Raw genomic sequence first — 15,766 nt, 5'->3', positions numbered from 1 at the left:
TCCCCGCTTCCCCAAAAAATCAAAAGCGCAAGGTTTCCGAGAAAACATTTCCCTGCCACCTTCCGCTAGATTATCAATTGTTGGTTATTATGCCAGAAAGCTTTTAGGCAAGCAATCTGGGAAGAATATCTATTTGACTTGTTCGCCGTTGGTACCACACGATGCAGCAGCAGCATCCGTACCGATATTTGGGACACCTAAGTCATCGTCACTGGGATTGGTTGTTTGTTCGCAGATAACAGCAGTGAAAGTTCCGTTGCTTTCTTGACCTACTGCGGCATTGTAATCCAGAATGTCATTAGTAAAGTCACTTTTGGCATTTGCTTCTTGACCAGAACCGTTAACCAGTGCAGTCGTACTGTGAGCTGCCGTATCGTCAAAATCGTAATACTGTCCAGTTACTTGAACGGGAAGGTCTGTCAGAAGAGCGAAGGTGGCCTTTTCCAAGCGGTAAGCCTGTTGAGCGCGGTTAACGACACCGAGGTTGCTGCGAGCTTCCGCTTGTCTGCCTTTGGCTACCTGATTGAGGAGGTTGGGGAGAGCGATGGCGGCGAGTACACCGATGATGATAACGACAACTAGGAGTTCAATGAGGGTGAAACCTTTGTTACGGTTCTTTTTGTTGAGAGCTTGGAGGAGTTTGAATTTGAAGGTGGAGTTCATGGGTATATCCTTTGGTAAGTGTTTTTTGTTCTCTATGAACAACTTACCCACCTGTTTCAGAAAACCTATCACCCTTGGAAAAATTTTTTTTGGGGAAGTGGGGTGGTCACTGCGTGCGCGTTGCGGGGGGTGATGGGGTGATGGGGTGGTGGGGTGATGGGGTGATGGGGAGGTGGGGAATTTTCCTGAATTTAGGTTTGACAAGAGGTATTTATAAGGGAAAGTGAGAATCATCCATCAGGAAAGGGTAATTATGGTGCAAAAACCGAAGAAATTGCTGAACACCCCAAAATCCCCAAAACCCTAATTCCCCAAAACCCTAATTCTCCATTTCAGGTTAGGTTTAAGTATCGGGGGTAACTTCTAGGGATTGGGGAAAAAACCAAAAAGTTTAGCGGCACCTCCCAAGACAGCAACCACCAAAGCTATCAGAATCCCCCGGTTGGTAAATTCCTGATAAGCAACCCGTACCGTTAATCCCTCGACTTTCTCATCTAATACTTTAATATCGCCTTTTAACTCTCCCTTTAATCCCTCGATTTTCTCATCTAATACTTTAATATCGCCTTTTAACTCTGCTTTGAGTTCGGCCTGTCCGATTTCTAATTTGGTTAGCCGGTCTTCTACCTTGTCAAATCTCTCATCTACCTTATCAAATCTCTCATCCATGCGTTTTTCAAGGGAGTCGATTTTACTCTCAATCCTTGTCAGGACAGCTTCTAGGGAATAAGTTACAGTTTCGTTAGACATTTTGCTATACTTCTAGACTTATCTGGCGACTATCTTAATTATGAAGGGTTTTCATGGTCTGAGACTTGAGGATTTTAGGGATTGCCGCTCAAAGATTGGGTACTATCCAAGCAAGTACCTAAAACTAGAAAAGGGATGAAGTGGCAGTTTTTTGCGATGGTTAAAATGTGACTGCGATAATTAAACCGGAGACTAATAAGCCAAAACCGCTAACCAAAGGCCAAAAACGGGGATAAAACCGAATATTTCCGCCAGAGTGAGTTATTTGACTCCATTCCAGACGAGGAGATAAATCGCGACGAAACCAACCGAGAACTTGTACAGATGTATTATTTATTGCTGCCATGGGGGAGTTAGTAGTCCTGATTTTATGCCACAAACCAAAACGATAGTTAGGAGCGAGGGGAATTATGCCGGTGCTATCTTTAAGAAAGAAATTCTTTCCTTGAGCAATTAACTCACCGCAGAGTCGGACGGGGATAGCTGGGAGGGGATGACTGTAAGGATTATCAGTTAAAGAAAAAATATCGCTGAAACTAGCATTGTTGAGACGAGGATAACTGGCTAATCGATTGATAATTATACCCAAACCCCCACCGACTAAAATTAGGCCCAATGCACCCCAAGAGCTAAATTTCAGCCAAAGAAAACCAGCTATGACAACCCCAATAATAAAGCCTAGTCCCGAAGCATAATATAAACACAGTCGTAGAAAAAAGTTTTGAGAGAGTTTCTTGGAATCTAATTCCATTTCTTGGCGTAATAATTTCCCCAGACTAAATTCTATATCTAGATCCATCTGTCGGGCATAGTTAGTTAAAGCGCGAATCCTTTCACCAGTCAGGGGATGATTAGATTGCAACTCTAACCATTTGGCCCAAGGGTTATATATATCCCAGAGAAAACTCTGTCCGATCCGGCGAGACTCCAATGCGATACCATAAACGTTACCGGCAATGATCGCATCCTGCTCCAGGGCAATATTTAATACATTTGTACTGAATGACAGGGGACTAAACTGGGCAGTTTCTTGGACTAAACCAAAGGCAATTTTTACTAAAGCGCGGGCCAAAGCATTGGGATTACCAGTAACTTGGGCAGCAAAATGATCGGCGAAGTATTCTCTAGTACGAGACAGATAAAGACAGCAAAAAACAATAATTGGCCTAAAAATGGTGATAATTGATGAGAGAAGGGCTAGAAAAACTGTGTCTTTAAAATTATTACCTTGATTTTGGGCAAAAGAATCGAGATAACAGCTTAAATGGTCGAAACTAGCACAGATAGTCATCAGGGCAAAGTCTCCCTGCCAAATATGCCCTAATTCATGAGCATATACCGTCGCTACTTCCTCATCGTCGAGATAGGTAAATAAACCTCTGCTAACTACTAAGCGAGCATTACCCCGTCGAGAGCCATAGGTAAAAGCGAGGGGCTGTCCTTCTTCGATAATGCCTAGTTTTGGCGGTTTTAACCCTTTTTCTCGGCATACACGCCCAATTACCGCCGCCGATTCCGGGCTATACCGTTTAATTTCCGCTAAGGACACCCAACGCACTCGATAAAGACGTTTTTGTGTCCAATCAATTAGATTCGGGGCGATAAAAAGGATGAGTCCGCCTAAGAAACCGGTCAAGAGCAAGGCAATAATTACACCCGTCCCCGCAGGGATGAGGAGCAAACGGGTAATTACAAAAAAAATAGAAGCAACTATAGCATAAAAAGCCATAATTGTCAATAGTTTAGCAAAAATAAGTCTATTTTCGGGGATAGTCTGGGATAACCGGACACTTACCCGTGCTGCTCGTGCTGCCTTGGGCAGCGATCGAAATTTGACCCCATTAGTGGCAATACCGATGGTTTTTTGTTCAGCACTAAAGATTGTCAGTAATCGTTTGGCCCACTGACTAACTTCCTGATCAAGATGATTTTCTAATTCCAGAGCTAAGGCGATCGCTTGTTGCCGTTGATTATTGCTGCGATAGGCCCGAACAAGAGCCATTTGAGCTTGAATATATAAGGGAGAATGAAAATTAGCTGACTGTTGGCAATATTCTTCCAGTAATTCTACGGCCCTTGCGTAATCCTTTAGCTGCAGACATTTTAATCCTTCTTCCAGTGACATAGATATCCCTTAGCTGTTTATCTATCTTTAGAGATACCCAAAATCGTAGGAAAGATTAAAGGAGTTGGGGAAGTAGGGTGTAGGGTGTGGGGTGTGGGGAAGTAGGGTGTGGGGTGTAGGGTGTGGGGTGTAGGGTGTGGGGTGTAGGGTGTGGGGTGTAGGGTGTGGGAATTATGAATTATGAATTGGAAATTGGGGAGTTTTTTGCTGTGAACTGATAACTGATAACTGATAACTGATTAAAGTACCATTTCTCTGGTGGCTTCTGCATCTATGGGTTTAATCAGATACAATCGCAGGAGATCCCCGACGATACCTAGCTGCAAGGGTAACTTACGCAATGTTTTTAGCCATTGAGGAGTGCTACTTTCATTGATCGCTTTTAATTGTAAATTACGTTCGGCACAACGGTTTAAACGGGGGAAAAATTGGGGATGGTCCACATTTAAAATGGTGGGAAAAGCGCGAGCGGAGGTATTATTAGTCTGACGAATTACCTCTTGATCAAAAGCGATCGCATCCATTCCTAAAGCATCATAAAAGTCTGAGCGTTCCCGTACAGTTAAACTATGGGTAGCAAAGACGGAAAGCAGGAAAAAACGACTCCATAATCTCGATCGCCAATTATTCCACAATTCCGGTTGAGAGCGCAGTAAGGTTTTAAAGATATCTCCGTGGCGATTTTCATCCTGACACCAACTCTCGAAGTAATTAAAAAGAGGATTAAATTTATACTGGGGATGTTCTTCTAAATGACGATAAATGAGAATATAACGCCAATAACCGATTTTTTCGGAGAGATAGACCGTATATAACACCCATTCAAGGGGGAAAAAGGTGTAGGTACGGGTTTTGGTAATTTTGGCTAGATCGAGGGAAATATTAAAGTCAGCCATGGCTTTATTGAGAAATCCTGCATGGCGCGCCTCATCTCTAGCCATAAGATGAAATATCTCCCCTAACAAGGGATTACGGCTTTTTAGTTGTCGTGACAGTTCCTTAAATAACAAAAAGCCGGAAAATTCGGAGATACAGGAGCGTTCCAGGTAATCTATAAAAGCATTTCTGGTTTTTTCATCGAGATTGTCTTGATAGTTCTCAAATCCTTGCTGACGTTCAAAGTGATGCCGGTTATAATCGGTACGCATCTCCTCTAACATCGCTTTGATTTCGGTTTCTTGCTCAGAAAGGTCAAAATTAGCGGCAGCCTCAAAATCGGTGGTGTAAAAACGAGGAGTGAGGATAGTTTCGCGCAGAACAGCTTTTTTCTGGGAGGGAGGTTCGACGGTAGTTACCATGATGGAAATTACTTGACTACATAGCTATATAGGATTTTAAACATAAATAGGTAAGCCAATGATAATTATTAATTTTTATCAATATTTTGGGCAGTAGTGAGGGAGGGAATCGGACAAGGGAGCGAGCCGATTAGGGAAATAGGGAGTAGAATAGAAAGGTTGTGAGTCTATAACTATCGTTAAAATACTATGGCTTGTCCCAAGAAGAAAACCTCAAATGCCAAGCGCGACCAACGGAGAGCGCACTGGAGAAAGCAAGCGGATCGGGAAGCGCAAAAAGCCTTATCTTTGGGTAAATCTGTCCTTTCTGGTCGTTCTAACAGCTTTGTCTATCCCACTAAAGAGGAAGAAGAAGGGGAAGACGAGGAATAACTTGATAGTGGGGAGTGAGGTAGAGAAAACCTTTTCGCTCCCTCATATTTTAAGATTTGTTGAGAATTTTCGTTGCGAGTCTCAAATAATGTTAGGCAAATTCTTTAAAAAACCAGAATCTCCCGATCAAGACCGAGTTCCCCCGGGCCAATATCTCGCTAGTGGTTTTCCTGTGCTTACCTACGGGGATACTCCCCAAATCAAGACCGAGGAATGGTTATTCAAGGTTTGGGGAAAGGTGGCCACGACTAAAACTTTTAACTGGTCGGATTTTATGGCCCTACCGCAGTGGGAATTTACCAAGGATTTTCACTGTGTCACCCGTTGGTCAAAATTAGATGTGACTTGGACGGGAATTAAGGTATCGGATTTGATGACCTTAATTGACCTGCTGCCAGAAGCTACCCACGTTATGCAACACTGTTATGGCGGTTATACCACTAACCTGACCCTAGAGGAATTCCTGCACGAGGATAATTTTTTCGCTTTTCAACTGTTTGGTCAACCTTTACCCCCCGACCACGGTGGTCCGCTGCGCTTAGTTGTCCCCCATCTCTACGCGTGGAAAAGTTCTAAATGGATTAATGGCTTAGAATTTCTCGATCGAGAGCAATCCGGTTTCTGGGAACGTAATGGCTACCATCGACGAGGTGATCCCTGGTTAGAGGAACGTTATGGCGGTTTTTAACCAGTTTTGGCTTAAAATCGGGTGAGATAAGCAATCAAGTCCAGTAAGCAATAGCATTAAAACAAGCAAAAGTCAAGGGGTAAGCAACAAATTTTTACTCGATCGCAACTGGTTAATTATAATTGCCGAATTGCCTGATCGCACTTTTGAACATATCCTGCTAACCCCAATGCTTGATATAATTCCCGCGCTTGAAGATATGCTTCTTTCGCTTCCGATATACGATCGAGTTTATAGTAGGTAAACCCCAGATTAAACCAAGATTTCGCTTCACCCCTCCGATCACCGATTTCCCGTTTGATTGCTAAGGACTGTTGATAAAACTCGAGCGCTTTTTGGTATTCTCCTAGGGAATAGTAAACATTGCCTAAATTATTGTAGGATTTCGCTTCACCCCCCCGATCACCGATTTCCCGTGTGATTGCTAAGGACTGTTGACAAAACTCGAGCGCTTTTTGGTGTTCTCCTAGGGAATAGTAAACATTGCCTAAATTATTGTAGGATTTCGCTTCACCCTCCCGATCACCGATTTCCCGTATGATTGCTAAGGACTGTTGATGAAACTCGAGCGCTTTTTGGTATTCTACTAGGGATTCGTAAACATTGCCTAAATTATTGTAGGATTTCGCTTCACCTTTCCGATCACCGATTTCCCGTGTGATTGCTAAGGACTGTTGACAAAACTCGATCGCTTTTTGGTATTCTCCTAGGGAATAGTAAACATTGCCTAAATTATTGTAGGATTTCGCTTCACCCCCCCGATCACCGATTTCCCGTGTGATTGCTAAGGACTGTTGACAAAAATCGATCGCTTTTTGGTATTCTCCTAGGCAATAGTAAATACCGGCTAATGAGTTGAGACTCGCAACTAAATCAAGTTCTAGATTTAACTCTTTTTGTAAATTGATCGCCTTTTGATAATACTCGATCGCAAGCTGTTGTTCCTGACGATAATCTGACAATGGCAGATTTGATAAACGATGGTTATAAATCTTAGCTAAACTGGCATATAAACTCGCTAGTCTTGGCTCTTTTTTGCCTTTATTTACCTCGATTTGCTCGATTAGTTCTAACAAGTCTTCCTTAGAGATTGAAGGAATATCTTTATCTATAGTAATTTCGTCAAAAGATTGTAAAATTGGTAAAAATTCCTGAGAAGGTAAAAAGTTACTTGGAGGAGAAATAAAGCGAAAAACTCCTTTTCTCCAACTCCAAAAATCGGGGGACTTTTTGCGTAAATTTACCTCCACTGTGCTTGTTACCCAAAGAACAATGGAATAGGGAAATTCTCGCAGTCCTTCCCTTGTCCATTGCAGATAACCAAAAAATTTATCTAGTTCCGATTTTTCCCGTTGCCATTCGGTCGCAACGCGCTCGCTACGCGAGATCGAGTGTAATTTTTCCACTCCTGTGGTTGTGATCACAGCGTTTTTGCTTTGTAGTAACTCTGGTTTTCTGGAGACTAAACTAGCAATGGCTGCTCTTAAACTCGGTTCTTTTTGATCTAAATCAATCCGATAACAAGGGATTACTGGTTCTAATTCTTTGCTATAGCGATCGATGATTTCTTCTCGCAATTTTTCCTGATCACACACACAAATCAATATATTTAATCTCTCTTGATTTGCCTCTAGAGACACGATTAAACCTTCGTATTCTCTTTCATTTTGGTCGATAATTGAAGATGTTTCATTATTCATAATAAGTGGATAAATGTTAAAAACTGTCAGATACCCCCATTAGGTAGGGTTGATTCATGAATCAACCCTACGGATCAAGGAGTGATCCGCACCCCCCTTATCAAGGGGGGATCAAGGAGTGATCCGCACCCCCCTTATCAAGGGGGGATCCATCTTCAATTTAATTATAACTACTTACTTATCCCATTCAAATTGTTCCTCTTTTTTTCATTAACTCAACCACAATCGGATGCACGTTATACCACAAATCGCCATTGCGGTATTCCAAAATATATAAACCATGCAACAGATCTAGAAAATTTTGATCCTTGAGATCCTTCGGTTTTAACTTTTCATAAACAGTTTTAATAATTTCCTCATCTGCTGTACCGATACTTTCAGCAAAATCGAGACTAAGTTCTGTGATTGATTGTTCTAAAACAGCTTGATCAATTTTTAGGGTATTATCATCGGGATAACGACGAACCGATCGCAAACAAACCCGACAGCAATCATTAGTAATGCGAATTAATTCTCGTAACACTCCCCCACTATAAAGACAAATTTTTTCGAGGGTGTCAGGATCGATTAAAGCGGAATCGATGCGCTTAGTGATAATCTCGGTTAAAGTAGCAATAATTTGGGGATCGGGTATAGCATTAGGTGAATTAATTTCTCCCTGTTTAAAGAGTTTATATACAGGCATTTGCACGATCTGATCGTTGGTTTCTGTTTGGAGAGTTGCCTTTAAAGCTACCTCTCTTAAAGCGGCGATCGGAATAGTCATAATAATCCGAAAACCGGGCAACATAATCGCTTTAATATGGGATTGAAAAATATCCCTTACCTGTGCTAAGTCAATTTTATCAATGTCATCAACAATTACTAAGATTTTTTTCTGACTTTGGGACTCGATCACACTGGCTATAATGTTAATTTGGGCAACTAGATCGGTAATTCTCCGCTCATATTTTTGTTTGATTTCCTCGCGAATAGTCGAATTAATCTTGAGAATGCCTTTAATGTGAGCTAGTAAAGAAGAAAAGTTAAAACCTGTTTCGACAGTGGCATCTGCTTGATTGGTTTCGGTGCGGATTTGTTCAGCAAACCATTGATAAAAGCTTTTTTTAATAGAATCTTTAATAGTTAAATTTTGGGCTTCCGCTTCTGACATCATCTGAACTGCGATCGAGAATAAAATATTAACATGATTTACGTCTGACATTTCGATCGTGTCTGAGATCGAGAAGAAAACAACAAAATAGCGATCATCTAACTTTCTTTTAAATTCGTAGAGTAGGGTTGACTTACCACAACCCCGATGTCCTGCTAGAATAATTTTTCCGTCTTCCGAAGGACTATCTTCTACCAATTGTTCTAATTCTTCGATAATTTCTGTGCCGTATTTGACAGCAAAACGCTGTAATTCTTTATCCGATCGCAGGGGTAAAAGTTCCAAATTGCGATAGGCTTCTCGAAAGGGTTCCAGTAAAGGACTAACCATAAGTAATTAGGGTTTGCGGCAAAAAGTTTTTCGTGGGGGTAGGGTGTGGGGTGTGGAAACTATGAATTATGAATTATGAATTATGAATTGGGTAGTTGGCTCTTCTAGGTTCTGTGTGATAAGTTTAACTTATATAGGATCGATCAATCTTTGTGTCCTTTGTGTCTTTGTGGTTCCTTCCACTCGCTCGCTAGGAAGAATGTATCTTAGAATACATTTTGCCCACCAAACCTAAGAGAGCCAAAAAACTAACTGATAACTGATAACTGATAACTGTTATTTTTCTGCTGCCCAACTGTCGGGAGTGTAGGTTTTTAATGCCAAAGCATGGATGGCTTCGGTAGCCAGTGCCGATTGTAAAGCGCCATAAACCATTTGATGCTGTTTAACGCGGGTTTTGCCAGCAAATTCGCCGGAAATAACCACCGCTTCCAAATGATCACCACCTCCCGTCAAATCCCGAATCATCACTTGTGCATCGGGGATTTGTTCTTGAATCATCGCTTCTACTTGGCGAAAGTCAACCATCTTAACTCCTCAAAACAATTAAAGATACTCTGATCCCATTTTTACCGAAAGCTCGTCAATAGGGACAAAATTTACTGCCGTGGGGGGGAGTTGTTAGGAGTTGCCGAGGTGGGAGTCGGTGCGGAGATGGGTGTACTGACAAATCCCATCTCGTAGAGTTGTTGATAGCTTTTTTGTCCTAATTCACTGGTGGGGTTTTGGGATTGAATCACCTGAATTAACAAAGGAACCGCCAATTCTGGCTGATTTTGCGCCCTATGGACCAAAGCAAGCTGATAGGTGGCTTCATCCCGCATTTGTCCGGTGTTTAAAGCACTTTGACGCTGAGAATCGAATACTTTCGGGTCAATTCCTGAGAAACTATTAGCTAATTGCAGATGATAGTTAGATAGTTGGTTAAAAATCCGGCGCGCTTGATTGAGTTTGTCCACAGCGACATCGTATTTAGCGGCATTAATAGCGGCGTTCGCTTCTTCCACTAAACGTTGTCCCCCCTGAAGACTCAGGACACTATCGGCTTGATTTAAGGGTTTTAATTCGTTAGGATCACTGGCAGGATTGTTAGAGTCAGGGGTTTGTGCTTGTCCGTCAGGTGCGATCGCAATCACTAAACCGATCACCAGAGTGAGCAGATAAATTAAACTATAGGGCTGTTTTCGCTTAACCATAAAATTTCTCGACTTAATGTTCCTGATGGGAACGGCTATTTTTTCTAACATCGACAACTGACCTATAGTAGCTTTTTTGGGGCAGTTTCGATCCGACCCCAGCTTTCTAGACGTTAGCTCTAGCGGTTTTGTCGCCATGGCAAGCGCTGATTTTTCCTGAAGAATCAGTACAAGTCCCCAAAAAGTTAGTTTATCCCCCCGATTAATGGTTTAAATACCGATAATTCCGCCCTTGCAAGGCTGTCCAGATAGAATAAAGAGAAAGTAGGAGTTTAGTTAAAATGTCTTTATCGCTGATTACTCGTAAGTTTACGGTGGAAGAATACGAAAAAATGACAACCGAGGGAATAATCAAACCCGATGAAAAAGTGGAATTAATTCGAGGAGAAATTATCAAAATGTCACCGATGGGAACCCGTCATGCTTCTAGTGTAGATAGATTAATACAATTATTCTATCAAAAATTAGGACAGAAAATTATTCTCAGGGTGCAAAATCCGATTAGATTAAATAATAATTCTCAACCAGAACCAGATTTAAGTTTACTAATACCTCGATCGGATTTTTACGTTGCTGCCTATCCCTGTCCCGAACATATTTATTTAATTATTGAAGTTTCTGATTCTACCATCGATTATGATCGCTATACTAAAATTCCTCTTTATGCGGAAGCAAATATTAAAGAAGTCTGGATTGTCAATCTCAAGGAGGAATGTTTAGAAGTTTATCACCATCCGCTGCATGGTAGTTATCAAGCTATTCAGAAATACTCTATAAATGAGAGGGTTTTTATGACATCTTTTCCCGATATAGAATTCACTATTGCAGAAATATTAGGAGTGTAGTTAAAATGTCTTTATCACTGATTACCCGTAAGTTTACGGTGGAAGAATACGAAAAAATGACAACCCAGGGAATAATCAAACCCGATGAAAAAGTGGAATTAATTCGAGGAGAAATTATCAAAATGTCACCGATGGGAACCCGTCATGCTGCCTGTATAGCTAGATTAACACAGTTATTTTATCGAAAATTTGGCGATCTTATTCTCTTAGGAGTACAAAATCCGATTAGATTAAATAATAATTCTCAACCAGAACCAGATTTAAGTTTACTAATACCTCGAGCGGATTTTTATTTTGCTGCCTATCCTTGTCCTCAAGATATTTATTTAATTATTGAAGTTTCCGATTCTACCCTCGATTATGATCGCTATACTAAAATCCCTCTTTATGCAGAAGCAAATATTAAAGAGGTTTGGATTATCAATCTCAAGGAGGAATGTTTAGAAGTTTATCGCCATCCGCTGCATGGTAGTTATCAAGCTATTCAGAAATATTATCGAGGTGAAAGTATTTTTATTGAATCCTTTCCAGAAATAGAGTTAACTTTAATTGAAATACTCGGTAATATTTATTAAATTAAATTCTACAGCGTCTCTCATAAAGAGAAAGTATAACCTAATTTGGTATCGACGACCGACTCCCCAAAACGAAAAATTCGTACCTCACCATAGAATTACTGAATAGCTGATAGCTGGTAGCTGAGGATTTATAACTTGCGTTCGTAACTTAACAATGTATTTTGTAATAACATTGCCACCGTCATCGGACCGACACCCCCGGGGACAGGAGTAAGATAACTAGCTACTTCTAAAACCCCAGCATAGTCCACATCGCCCACCAAACGGTCAGCGACGCGATTAATACCCACATCCACCACTACCGCACCCGGTTTTACCATATCTTTAGTGATTAAATTGGCTTTACCGACAGCAGGTACTAAAATATCGGCACTTCTGGTTATTTCTGCCAGATTTTCCGTGCGCGAGTGAGCAATAGTTACCGTAGCGTTTTCCTCCAATAACATTAAAGCTAAAGGTTTCCCCACTAGAATACTGCGACCCAGTACCACCGCGTGCTTACCGGCTATGGAAATATTATATTCTTTCAGCAGTGCCATGACCCCCGCAGGAGTACAACTGCGGATACAGTCCTCACCCCGCACTAAACCGCCTAAATTGAGAGGATGTAAGCCATCAGCATCTTTTTTCGGGTCAATTTGGTAGAGAAGGGAAACCGCATCTAAATGCTTGGGTAAGGGTAATTGAATTAAAATCCCGTCCACCCGCTCATCTTGATTGAGACGGACAATTTCCGCTAAAATTTCTAGTTCACTTGTATCGGTGGGAAAATGACGACCAAAAGAGGCCATGCCGATTTTAGTACAAGCTTTCTCCTTATTGCGTACATAAACGGCACTAGCAGGATTATCCCCCACCATCAACACCGCTAACCCCGGAGGTCGTCCCATTGGAGATTTTAGCGTCTGGATGCGCTCTCCTAGACCAAGTTGGATTTTTTGAGCTAAGGCTTTCCCGTCGAGAATTTGGCAAGTAGTTACGGACATTCTATGATAATACCGAGAACAAAAATCTTTCGGATCCATTCTATGGTCAAAAAGATTGGCTAATGGCACTCGTTAAGGTTAAAGCAAGAATGTCTATCCAGACTCGTGTAGGGCGCATCAGCAGTTTATTATTATTGCTAGGGTTATTCGGTTGTAGTACCCTTGCTGACCTCGGTATTGCCGTTCCCTACATCGGTGATCCTCCCCTAACAGCGATCGAGCAATTACAGGAAAAACCAAAAGGCACTTTAGTTTATCTTAGGGGAACTGTGAGCAATTATGCCCCTTTTTTAGCGGGAGGAGCCTATCTTTTGCAGGATGGTTCGGGCAAGATTTGGATTCGCACCAATAGCAATAAATTACCCCGTCAAGGCGAAGAAATCGTCATTAAGGGCAAAATTGACTTTGAAGCTATTCCCCAGGGTTCCCAAACCGTTAACGAATTGTATGTGGTGGAATTAGAACAGATGGATGCAGTAGCGGTTAATTCTCTTCCTACTCCCTCCCCGTCCCCAGAAATTAAACCCTCCCCCACCTCAGAAGTTAAACCCCCAGAAAACAATTCTCCCCCGGTTTCAACTAAACCCCTCGAAAATCCCCGACAGGTGACAATTCCCAGCGCAGCTGAAACGAAACCCCCAGAAACTCCCGTCGTTACCCCCGTTAAACCCAATCCACCCGCACAACCCGTCGCGGAAGCGATTCCCCCCAAACCCCCCGCAGTGGTTAAACCCGTCCAAGATCCCCTCGATGCTTTCTTTTTACCCCATAAACAAAGCGAGAAATAGCTAGGGTGTGGGGTGTGGGGTGTGGGGTGTGGGGTGTGGGGAGAATAAATAAAATAGTCTCCCGTCTCCTGTCTCCTGTCTCCCGTCTCCCGATAACTGATAACTGATAACTGATAACTGATAACTGATGATATTCGTTGCTTTGGCGATTTTGGAACAGGACGGTCGATTTTTAATGCAGTTGCGCGACGACATCCCGACGATTCTCTATCCGGGGGTGTGGGGTTTATTTGGTGGTCACTTAGAAGCGGGTGAAAATCCAGAAATAGGGTTAAAACGAGAGTTACAAGAAGAAATTAACTACGAAGCCCCTAGTTTACGCTATTTTCGCTCTTATAACGATCATAATCTCTCCCGTTATCTTTATCATGTACCCCTGACCCTGGAATTAGAAAAATTAGTGCAAACGGAAGGGCAAGATTTAGCTTTATTACCTCCGGCTGCCATCCGTCAAGGGGAATACTATTCCCAGAAGATTAATCAGACTCGTCCTTTAGGAAAAATTCATCGCCAGATATTACTCGATTTTCTAGAAGTAGAATTATAGTGGATATTAGAGCCAGACAAGGAACTCCCTTATCTATACGGAAGTCGTAGTTAACACTGCTCCTCACCTCCCTCGAAGGCAAAATGCTCCCGCTTTTTGAATGGCTTTATCATTAAACGTCAATCTTATTTTGGCCTTGTCTTTATGAACCAGTCGCGTCCCTCGTTCGTTTCCGTGCAGAAACTCCTATCTGGAGGTGCGATCGCTACCCTAGCAGTTAGTTCCCTGATGGTCCTCACCCCCGCAGCCAAAGGGGAAAAACCCTTAGAAGATAACCCGAAAGCAGTCATCGACCAGGTTTGGCAAATTGTTAATAATGAATTTGTAGATCGTGGTTTTCATCAAATTGATTGGCAAAAAAAACGTCAAGAATTGTTAAGCAGAAATTATACTAATCCCCAACAAGCTTACACGGCAATCCGGGAAGCTTTAAAGGAATTGGGTGATACTTATACCCGTTTTTTAACTCCTAGGGAATTTGCTGTCCTCACCAGTCAAACTTCCGGAGAATTATCGGGAATTGGGGTACGTTTAGCCCTTGATAAACGCACTAGCGATCTGGTCGTTGTCGATACGGTGAAAAAATCCCCCGCCAAGGAAGCGGGAGTGAAAAGCGGCGATCGCCTGATCAGAATTAATGGCAAACCCACCGCTTTAATGACCCTAGAACAAGCAATGGAAGCACTACAGGGAGCAGTGGGTACTAGCGTTAGTTTACAGCTTGCCCGTCCCGATCAAGGGGTATTTGAAGTGACTTTGACCCGGGTAGATATCGAAATCCCCTCGGTTAGCTATACCCTTAAACAGGAAGGTGGGGTGAAAGTTGGTTATATCAAACTGGATGAATTTAGTTCCCACGCGGCCGAACAAATGAAAGAGGCGATCGAGGAATTAAGTCAACAACAGGTATCCGGCTATGTTCTCGATCTGCGGGGCAACCCCGGCGGGTTACTATTTGCTAGTGTCGATATCGCTCGTATGTGGATGAAACAGGGCAAAATCGTTAGCACCATTGATCGACGGGGCGGAGATCGTCAATTTATCGCCAATAACACCGCTATTACCGATTTACCCCTCGTGGTCTTGGTGAATAAAGGTTCCGCCAGCGCCAGCGAAATCCTCGCCGGGGCGCTGAAAGAAAATGGCCGGGCGACTTTAGTGGGTACATCGACCTATGGCAAGAGTACCGTCCAATCGGTACACACCCTCTCCGATGGTTCCGGTTTAGCGGTGACAATTGCCCGTTATTATCCCCCCAACGGCGAAAATATCTACAAAAAAGGCATTAAACCCGATGTGCAGATCGAGTTAACCCAGGAACAACAGCTGCGCTTCCGCGATGATCCTTCTTTGGTGGGAACTAAGGATGATCCCCAGTACCAACAGGCGATCTCGCTGCTACAATCCCATAGTGTTAAACGTCCTGGCACCGGCAATCTCAATAATCCTTTGAGTAGTCGAGCCGAATAATTGTCCTCAATAATGTCTAAGTAGGTAGGTGGAATTAAATATAAGATGAACGTAGGTTGGGTTGAAGCATGAAACCCAACGCCCGCTCATGTTACGCTACCGCTAACCCATCCTACAAATAATTGTGCCTCCCTACTTAGGGTTTGCTGAATAATGGTAAAAACCTTACAGGAAAGGGCTTTTAGCTTGATTGAGAGCTTCCCAAATGCACTTAAATCTGCTAGAATCTCTTAAAACCCTTGCATCACCCTTGCATCACCCTTGCATCTTCTCTAAT

General features: G+C 42.4%; 17 protein-coding genes. 7 read left to right on the top strand and 10 right to left on the bottom strand.

Annotated elements, in window-relative coordinates:
* Window positions 1-129: 129 nt before the first annotated feature.
* The 4 genes from O9300_RS03310 to acsF all read right to left on the bottom strand — a co-directional run bounded on the left by O9300_RS03310 (window position 130) and on the right by acsF (window position 4,836).
* Entirely contained in the window at window positions 130-663 is a 534-nt protein-coding gene (locus tag O9300_RS03310) for a type IV pilin-like G/H family protein (RefSeq protein ID WP_287970041.1), read from the bottom strand.
* 363 nt (window positions 664-1,026) lie between these two features.
* The gene (locus O9300_RS03305) at window positions 1,027-1,413 is read right to left on the bottom strand and encodes a DUF4164 family protein (RefSeq protein WP_287970040.1); all 387 of its coding nucleotides are present in this window, start codon (window positions 1,411-1,413) and stop codon (window positions 1,027-1,029) included.
* A gap of 160 nt (window positions 1,414-1,573) precedes the next feature.
* Window positions 1,574-3,538, bottom strand: a complete 1,965-nt coding sequence (locus O9300_RS03300; protein WP_287970039.1) for a M48 family metalloprotease — start codon at window positions 3,536-3,538, stop codon at window positions 1,574-1,576.
* A gap of 239 nt (window positions 3,539-3,777) precedes the next feature.
* Window positions 3,778-4,836, bottom strand: coding sequence for a magnesium-protoporphyrin IX monomethyl ester (oxidative) cyclase (gene acsF / locus O9300_RS03295; protein ID WP_287970038.1), 1,059 nt, complete (start codon window positions 4,834-4,836; stop codon window positions 3,778-3,780).
* 189 nt (window positions 4,837-5,025) lie between these two features.
* Here acsF and rpmF point away from each other — a divergent pair, with 189 nt between their 5' ends.
* Window positions 5,026-5,208 (top strand): 50S ribosomal protein L32, encoded by a 183-nt coding sequence (gene rpmF, locus O9300_RS03290; RefSeq protein WP_002760610.1) that lies wholly within the window; start codon window positions 5,026-5,028, stop codon window positions 5,206-5,208.
* Between the two features lie 88 nt (window positions 5,209-5,296).
* Entirely contained in the window at window positions 5,297-5,896 is a 600-nt protein-coding gene (locus tag O9300_RS03285; protein WP_287970036.1) for a sulfite oxidase-like oxidoreductase, read from the top strand.
* Between the two features lie 116 nt (window positions 5,897-6,012).
* On the opposite strand, the gene O9300_RS03280 is transcribed toward O9300_RS03285, so the two are convergent.
* From O9300_RS03280 to O9300_RS03265, 4 genes are all read right to left on the bottom strand, one after another.
* Window positions 6,013-7,596: a tetratricopeptide repeat protein gene (locus O9300_RS03280; protein WP_287970034.1), complete on the bottom strand. Its 1,584-nt coding sequence runs from the start codon at window positions 7,594-7,596 to the stop codon at window positions 6,013-6,015.
* Between the two features lie 187 nt (window positions 7,597-7,783).
* Window positions 7,784-9,079 carry a P-loop NTPase fold protein gene (locus O9300_RS03275; RefSeq protein WP_287970033.1) on the bottom strand — a complete coding sequence of 432 codons (1,296 nt, stop codon included), beginning with the start codon at window positions 9,077-9,079 and terminating at the stop codon, window positions 7,784-7,786.
* A gap of 276 nt (window positions 9,080-9,355) precedes the next feature.
* On the bottom strand, window positions 9,356-9,607 hold the full coding sequence (locus tag O9300_RS03270) for a BolA family protein (RefSeq protein WP_002737239.1): 252 nt from the start codon (window positions 9,605-9,607) through the stop codon (window positions 9,356-9,358).
* A gap of 71 nt (window positions 9,608-9,678) precedes the next feature.
* Entirely contained in the window at window positions 9,679-10,326 is a 648-nt protein-coding gene (locus O9300_RS03265) for a hypothetical protein (protein ID WP_287970032.1), read from the bottom strand.
* A gap of 230 nt (window positions 10,327-10,556) precedes the next feature.
* Between O9300_RS03265 and O9300_RS03260 the strand changes: the two genes are divergently transcribed.
* Together O9300_RS03260 and O9300_RS03255 are read left to right on the top strand one after the other, a co-directional pair.
* Window positions 10,557-11,120: a Uma2 family endonuclease gene (locus tag O9300_RS03260; protein ID WP_287970030.1), complete on the top strand. Its 564-nt coding sequence runs from the start codon at window positions 10,557-10,559 to the stop codon at window positions 11,118-11,120.
* A 5-nt stretch (window positions 11,121-11,125) separates the two neighbouring features.
* Window positions 11,126-11,695, top strand: coding sequence for a Uma2 family endonuclease (locus O9300_RS03255; protein ID WP_287970028.1), 570 nt, complete (start codon window positions 11,126-11,128; stop codon window positions 11,693-11,695).
* A 131-nt stretch (window positions 11,696-11,826) separates the two neighbouring features.
* Here the strand turns inward: O9300_RS03255 and folD are convergent, their stop codons facing one another.
* Window positions 11,827-12,684, bottom strand: a complete 858-nt coding sequence (gene folD, locus O9300_RS03250; RefSeq protein ID WP_079210087.1) for a bifunctional methylenetetrahydrofolate dehydrogenase/methenyltetrahydrofolate cyclohydrolase FolD — start codon at window positions 12,682-12,684, stop codon at window positions 11,827-11,829.
* An 89-nt stretch (window positions 12,685-12,773) separates the two neighbouring features.
* Between folD and O9300_RS03245 the strand changes: the two genes are divergently transcribed.
* Window positions 12,774-13,472 (top strand): single stranded DNA-binding domain-containing protein, encoded by a 699-nt coding sequence (locus O9300_RS03245; protein WP_287970026.1) that lies wholly within the window; start codon window positions 12,774-12,776, stop codon window positions 13,470-13,472.
* Here O9300_RS03245 and O9300_RS03240 read toward each other — a convergent pair whose 3' ends face one another.
* Window positions 13,473-13,667 (bottom strand): hypothetical protein, encoded by a 195-nt coding sequence (locus O9300_RS03240; protein ID WP_287970043.1) that lies wholly within the window; start codon window positions 13,665-13,667, stop codon window positions 13,473-13,475.
* Here O9300_RS03240 and O9300_RS03235 point away from each other — a divergent pair.
* Both O9300_RS03235 and ctpB read left to right on the top strand, forming a co-directional pair.
* The gene (locus O9300_RS03235; RefSeq protein ID WP_287970024.1) at window positions 13,600-14,019 is read left to right on the top strand and encodes an NUDIX hydrolase; all 420 of its coding nucleotides are present in this window, start codon (window positions 13,600-13,602) and stop codon (window positions 14,017-14,019) included. The genes O9300_RS03240 and O9300_RS03235 overlap by 68 nt on opposite strands.
* A gap of 144 nt (window positions 14,020-14,163) precedes the next feature.
* Entirely contained in the window at window positions 14,164-15,489 is a 1,326-nt protein-coding gene (gene ctpB / locus O9300_RS03230; RefSeq protein WP_287970023.1) for a carboxyl-terminal processing protease CtpB, read from the top strand.
* Window positions 15,490-15,766: the final 277 nt, after the last annotated feature.

This window comes from Microcystis sp. LE19-195.1E (genome assembly GCF_027532095.1).
Classification (GTDB): Bacteria; Cyanobacteriota; Cyanobacteriia; order Cyanobacteriales; family Microcystaceae; genus Microcystis; species Microcystis aeruginosa.
This window is presented reverse-complemented; position numbering and strand designations above follow the sequence as displayed.

Excerpts from the sequence above, each read along its gene's own strand:
- O9300_RS03310 (WP_287970041.1), bottom strand. The coding sequence starts at position 663 with ATGAACTCCACCTTCAAATTCAAACTCCTCCAAGCTCTCAACAAAAAG.
- O9300_RS03305 (WP_287970040.1), bottom strand. The coding sequence starts at position 1,413 with ATGTCTAACGAAACTGTAACTTATTCCCTAGAAGCTGTCCTGACAAGG.
- O9300_RS03300 (WP_287970039.1), bottom strand. The coding sequence starts at position 3,538 with ATGTCACTGGAAGAAGGATTAAAATGTCTGCAGCTAAAGGATTACGCA.
- acsF (WP_287970038.1), bottom strand. The coding sequence starts at position 4,836 with ATGGTAACTACCGTCGAACCTCCCTCCCAGAAAAAAGCTGTTCTGCGC.
- rpmF (WP_002760610.1), top strand. The coding sequence starts at position 5,026 with ATGGCTTGTCCCAAGAAGAAAACCTCAAATGCCAAGCGCGACCAACGG.
- O9300_RS03285 (WP_287970036.1), top strand. The coding sequence starts at position 5,297 with ATGTTAGGCAAATTCTTTAAAAAACCAGAATCTCCCGATCAAGACCGA.
- O9300_RS03280 (WP_287970034.1), bottom strand. The coding sequence starts at position 7,596 with ATGAATAATGAAACATCTTCAATTATCGACCAAAATGAAAGAGAATAC.
- O9300_RS03275 (WP_287970033.1), bottom strand. The coding sequence starts at position 9,079 with ATGGTTAGTCCTTTACTGGAACCCTTTCGAGAAGCCTATCGCAATTTG.
- O9300_RS03270 (WP_002737239.1), bottom strand. The coding sequence starts at position 9,607 with ATGGTTGACTTTCGCCAAGTAGAAGCGATGATTCAAGAACAAATCCCC.
- O9300_RS03265 (WP_287970032.1), bottom strand. The coding sequence starts at position 10,326 with ATGTTAGAAAAAATAGCCGTTCCCATCAGGAACATTAAGTCGAGAAAT.
- O9300_RS03260 (WP_287970030.1), top strand. The coding sequence starts at position 10,557 with ATGTCTTTATCGCTGATTACTCGTAAGTTTACGGTGGAAGAATACGAA.
- O9300_RS03255 (WP_287970028.1), top strand. The coding sequence starts at position 11,126 with ATGTCTTTATCACTGATTACCCGTAAGTTTACGGTGGAAGAATACGAA.
- folD (WP_079210087.1), bottom strand. The coding sequence starts at position 12,684 with ATGTCCGTAACTACTTGCCAAATTCTCGACGGGAAAGCCTTAGCTCAA.
- O9300_RS03245 (WP_287970026.1), top strand. The coding sequence starts at position 12,774 with ATGTCTATCCAGACTCGTGTAGGGCGCATCAGCAGTTTATTATTATTG.
- O9300_RS03235 (WP_287970024.1), top strand. The coding sequence starts at position 13,600 with ATGATATTCGTTGCTTTGGCGATTTTGGAACAGGACGGTCGATTTTTA.
- O9300_RS03240 (WP_287970043.1), bottom strand. The coding sequence starts at position 13,667 with ATGTCGTCGCGCAACTGCATTAAAAATCGACCGTCCTGTTCCAAAATC.
- ctpB (WP_287970023.1), top strand. The coding sequence starts at position 14,164 with ATGAACCAGTCGCGTCCCTCGTTCGTTTCCGTGCAGAAACTCCTATCT.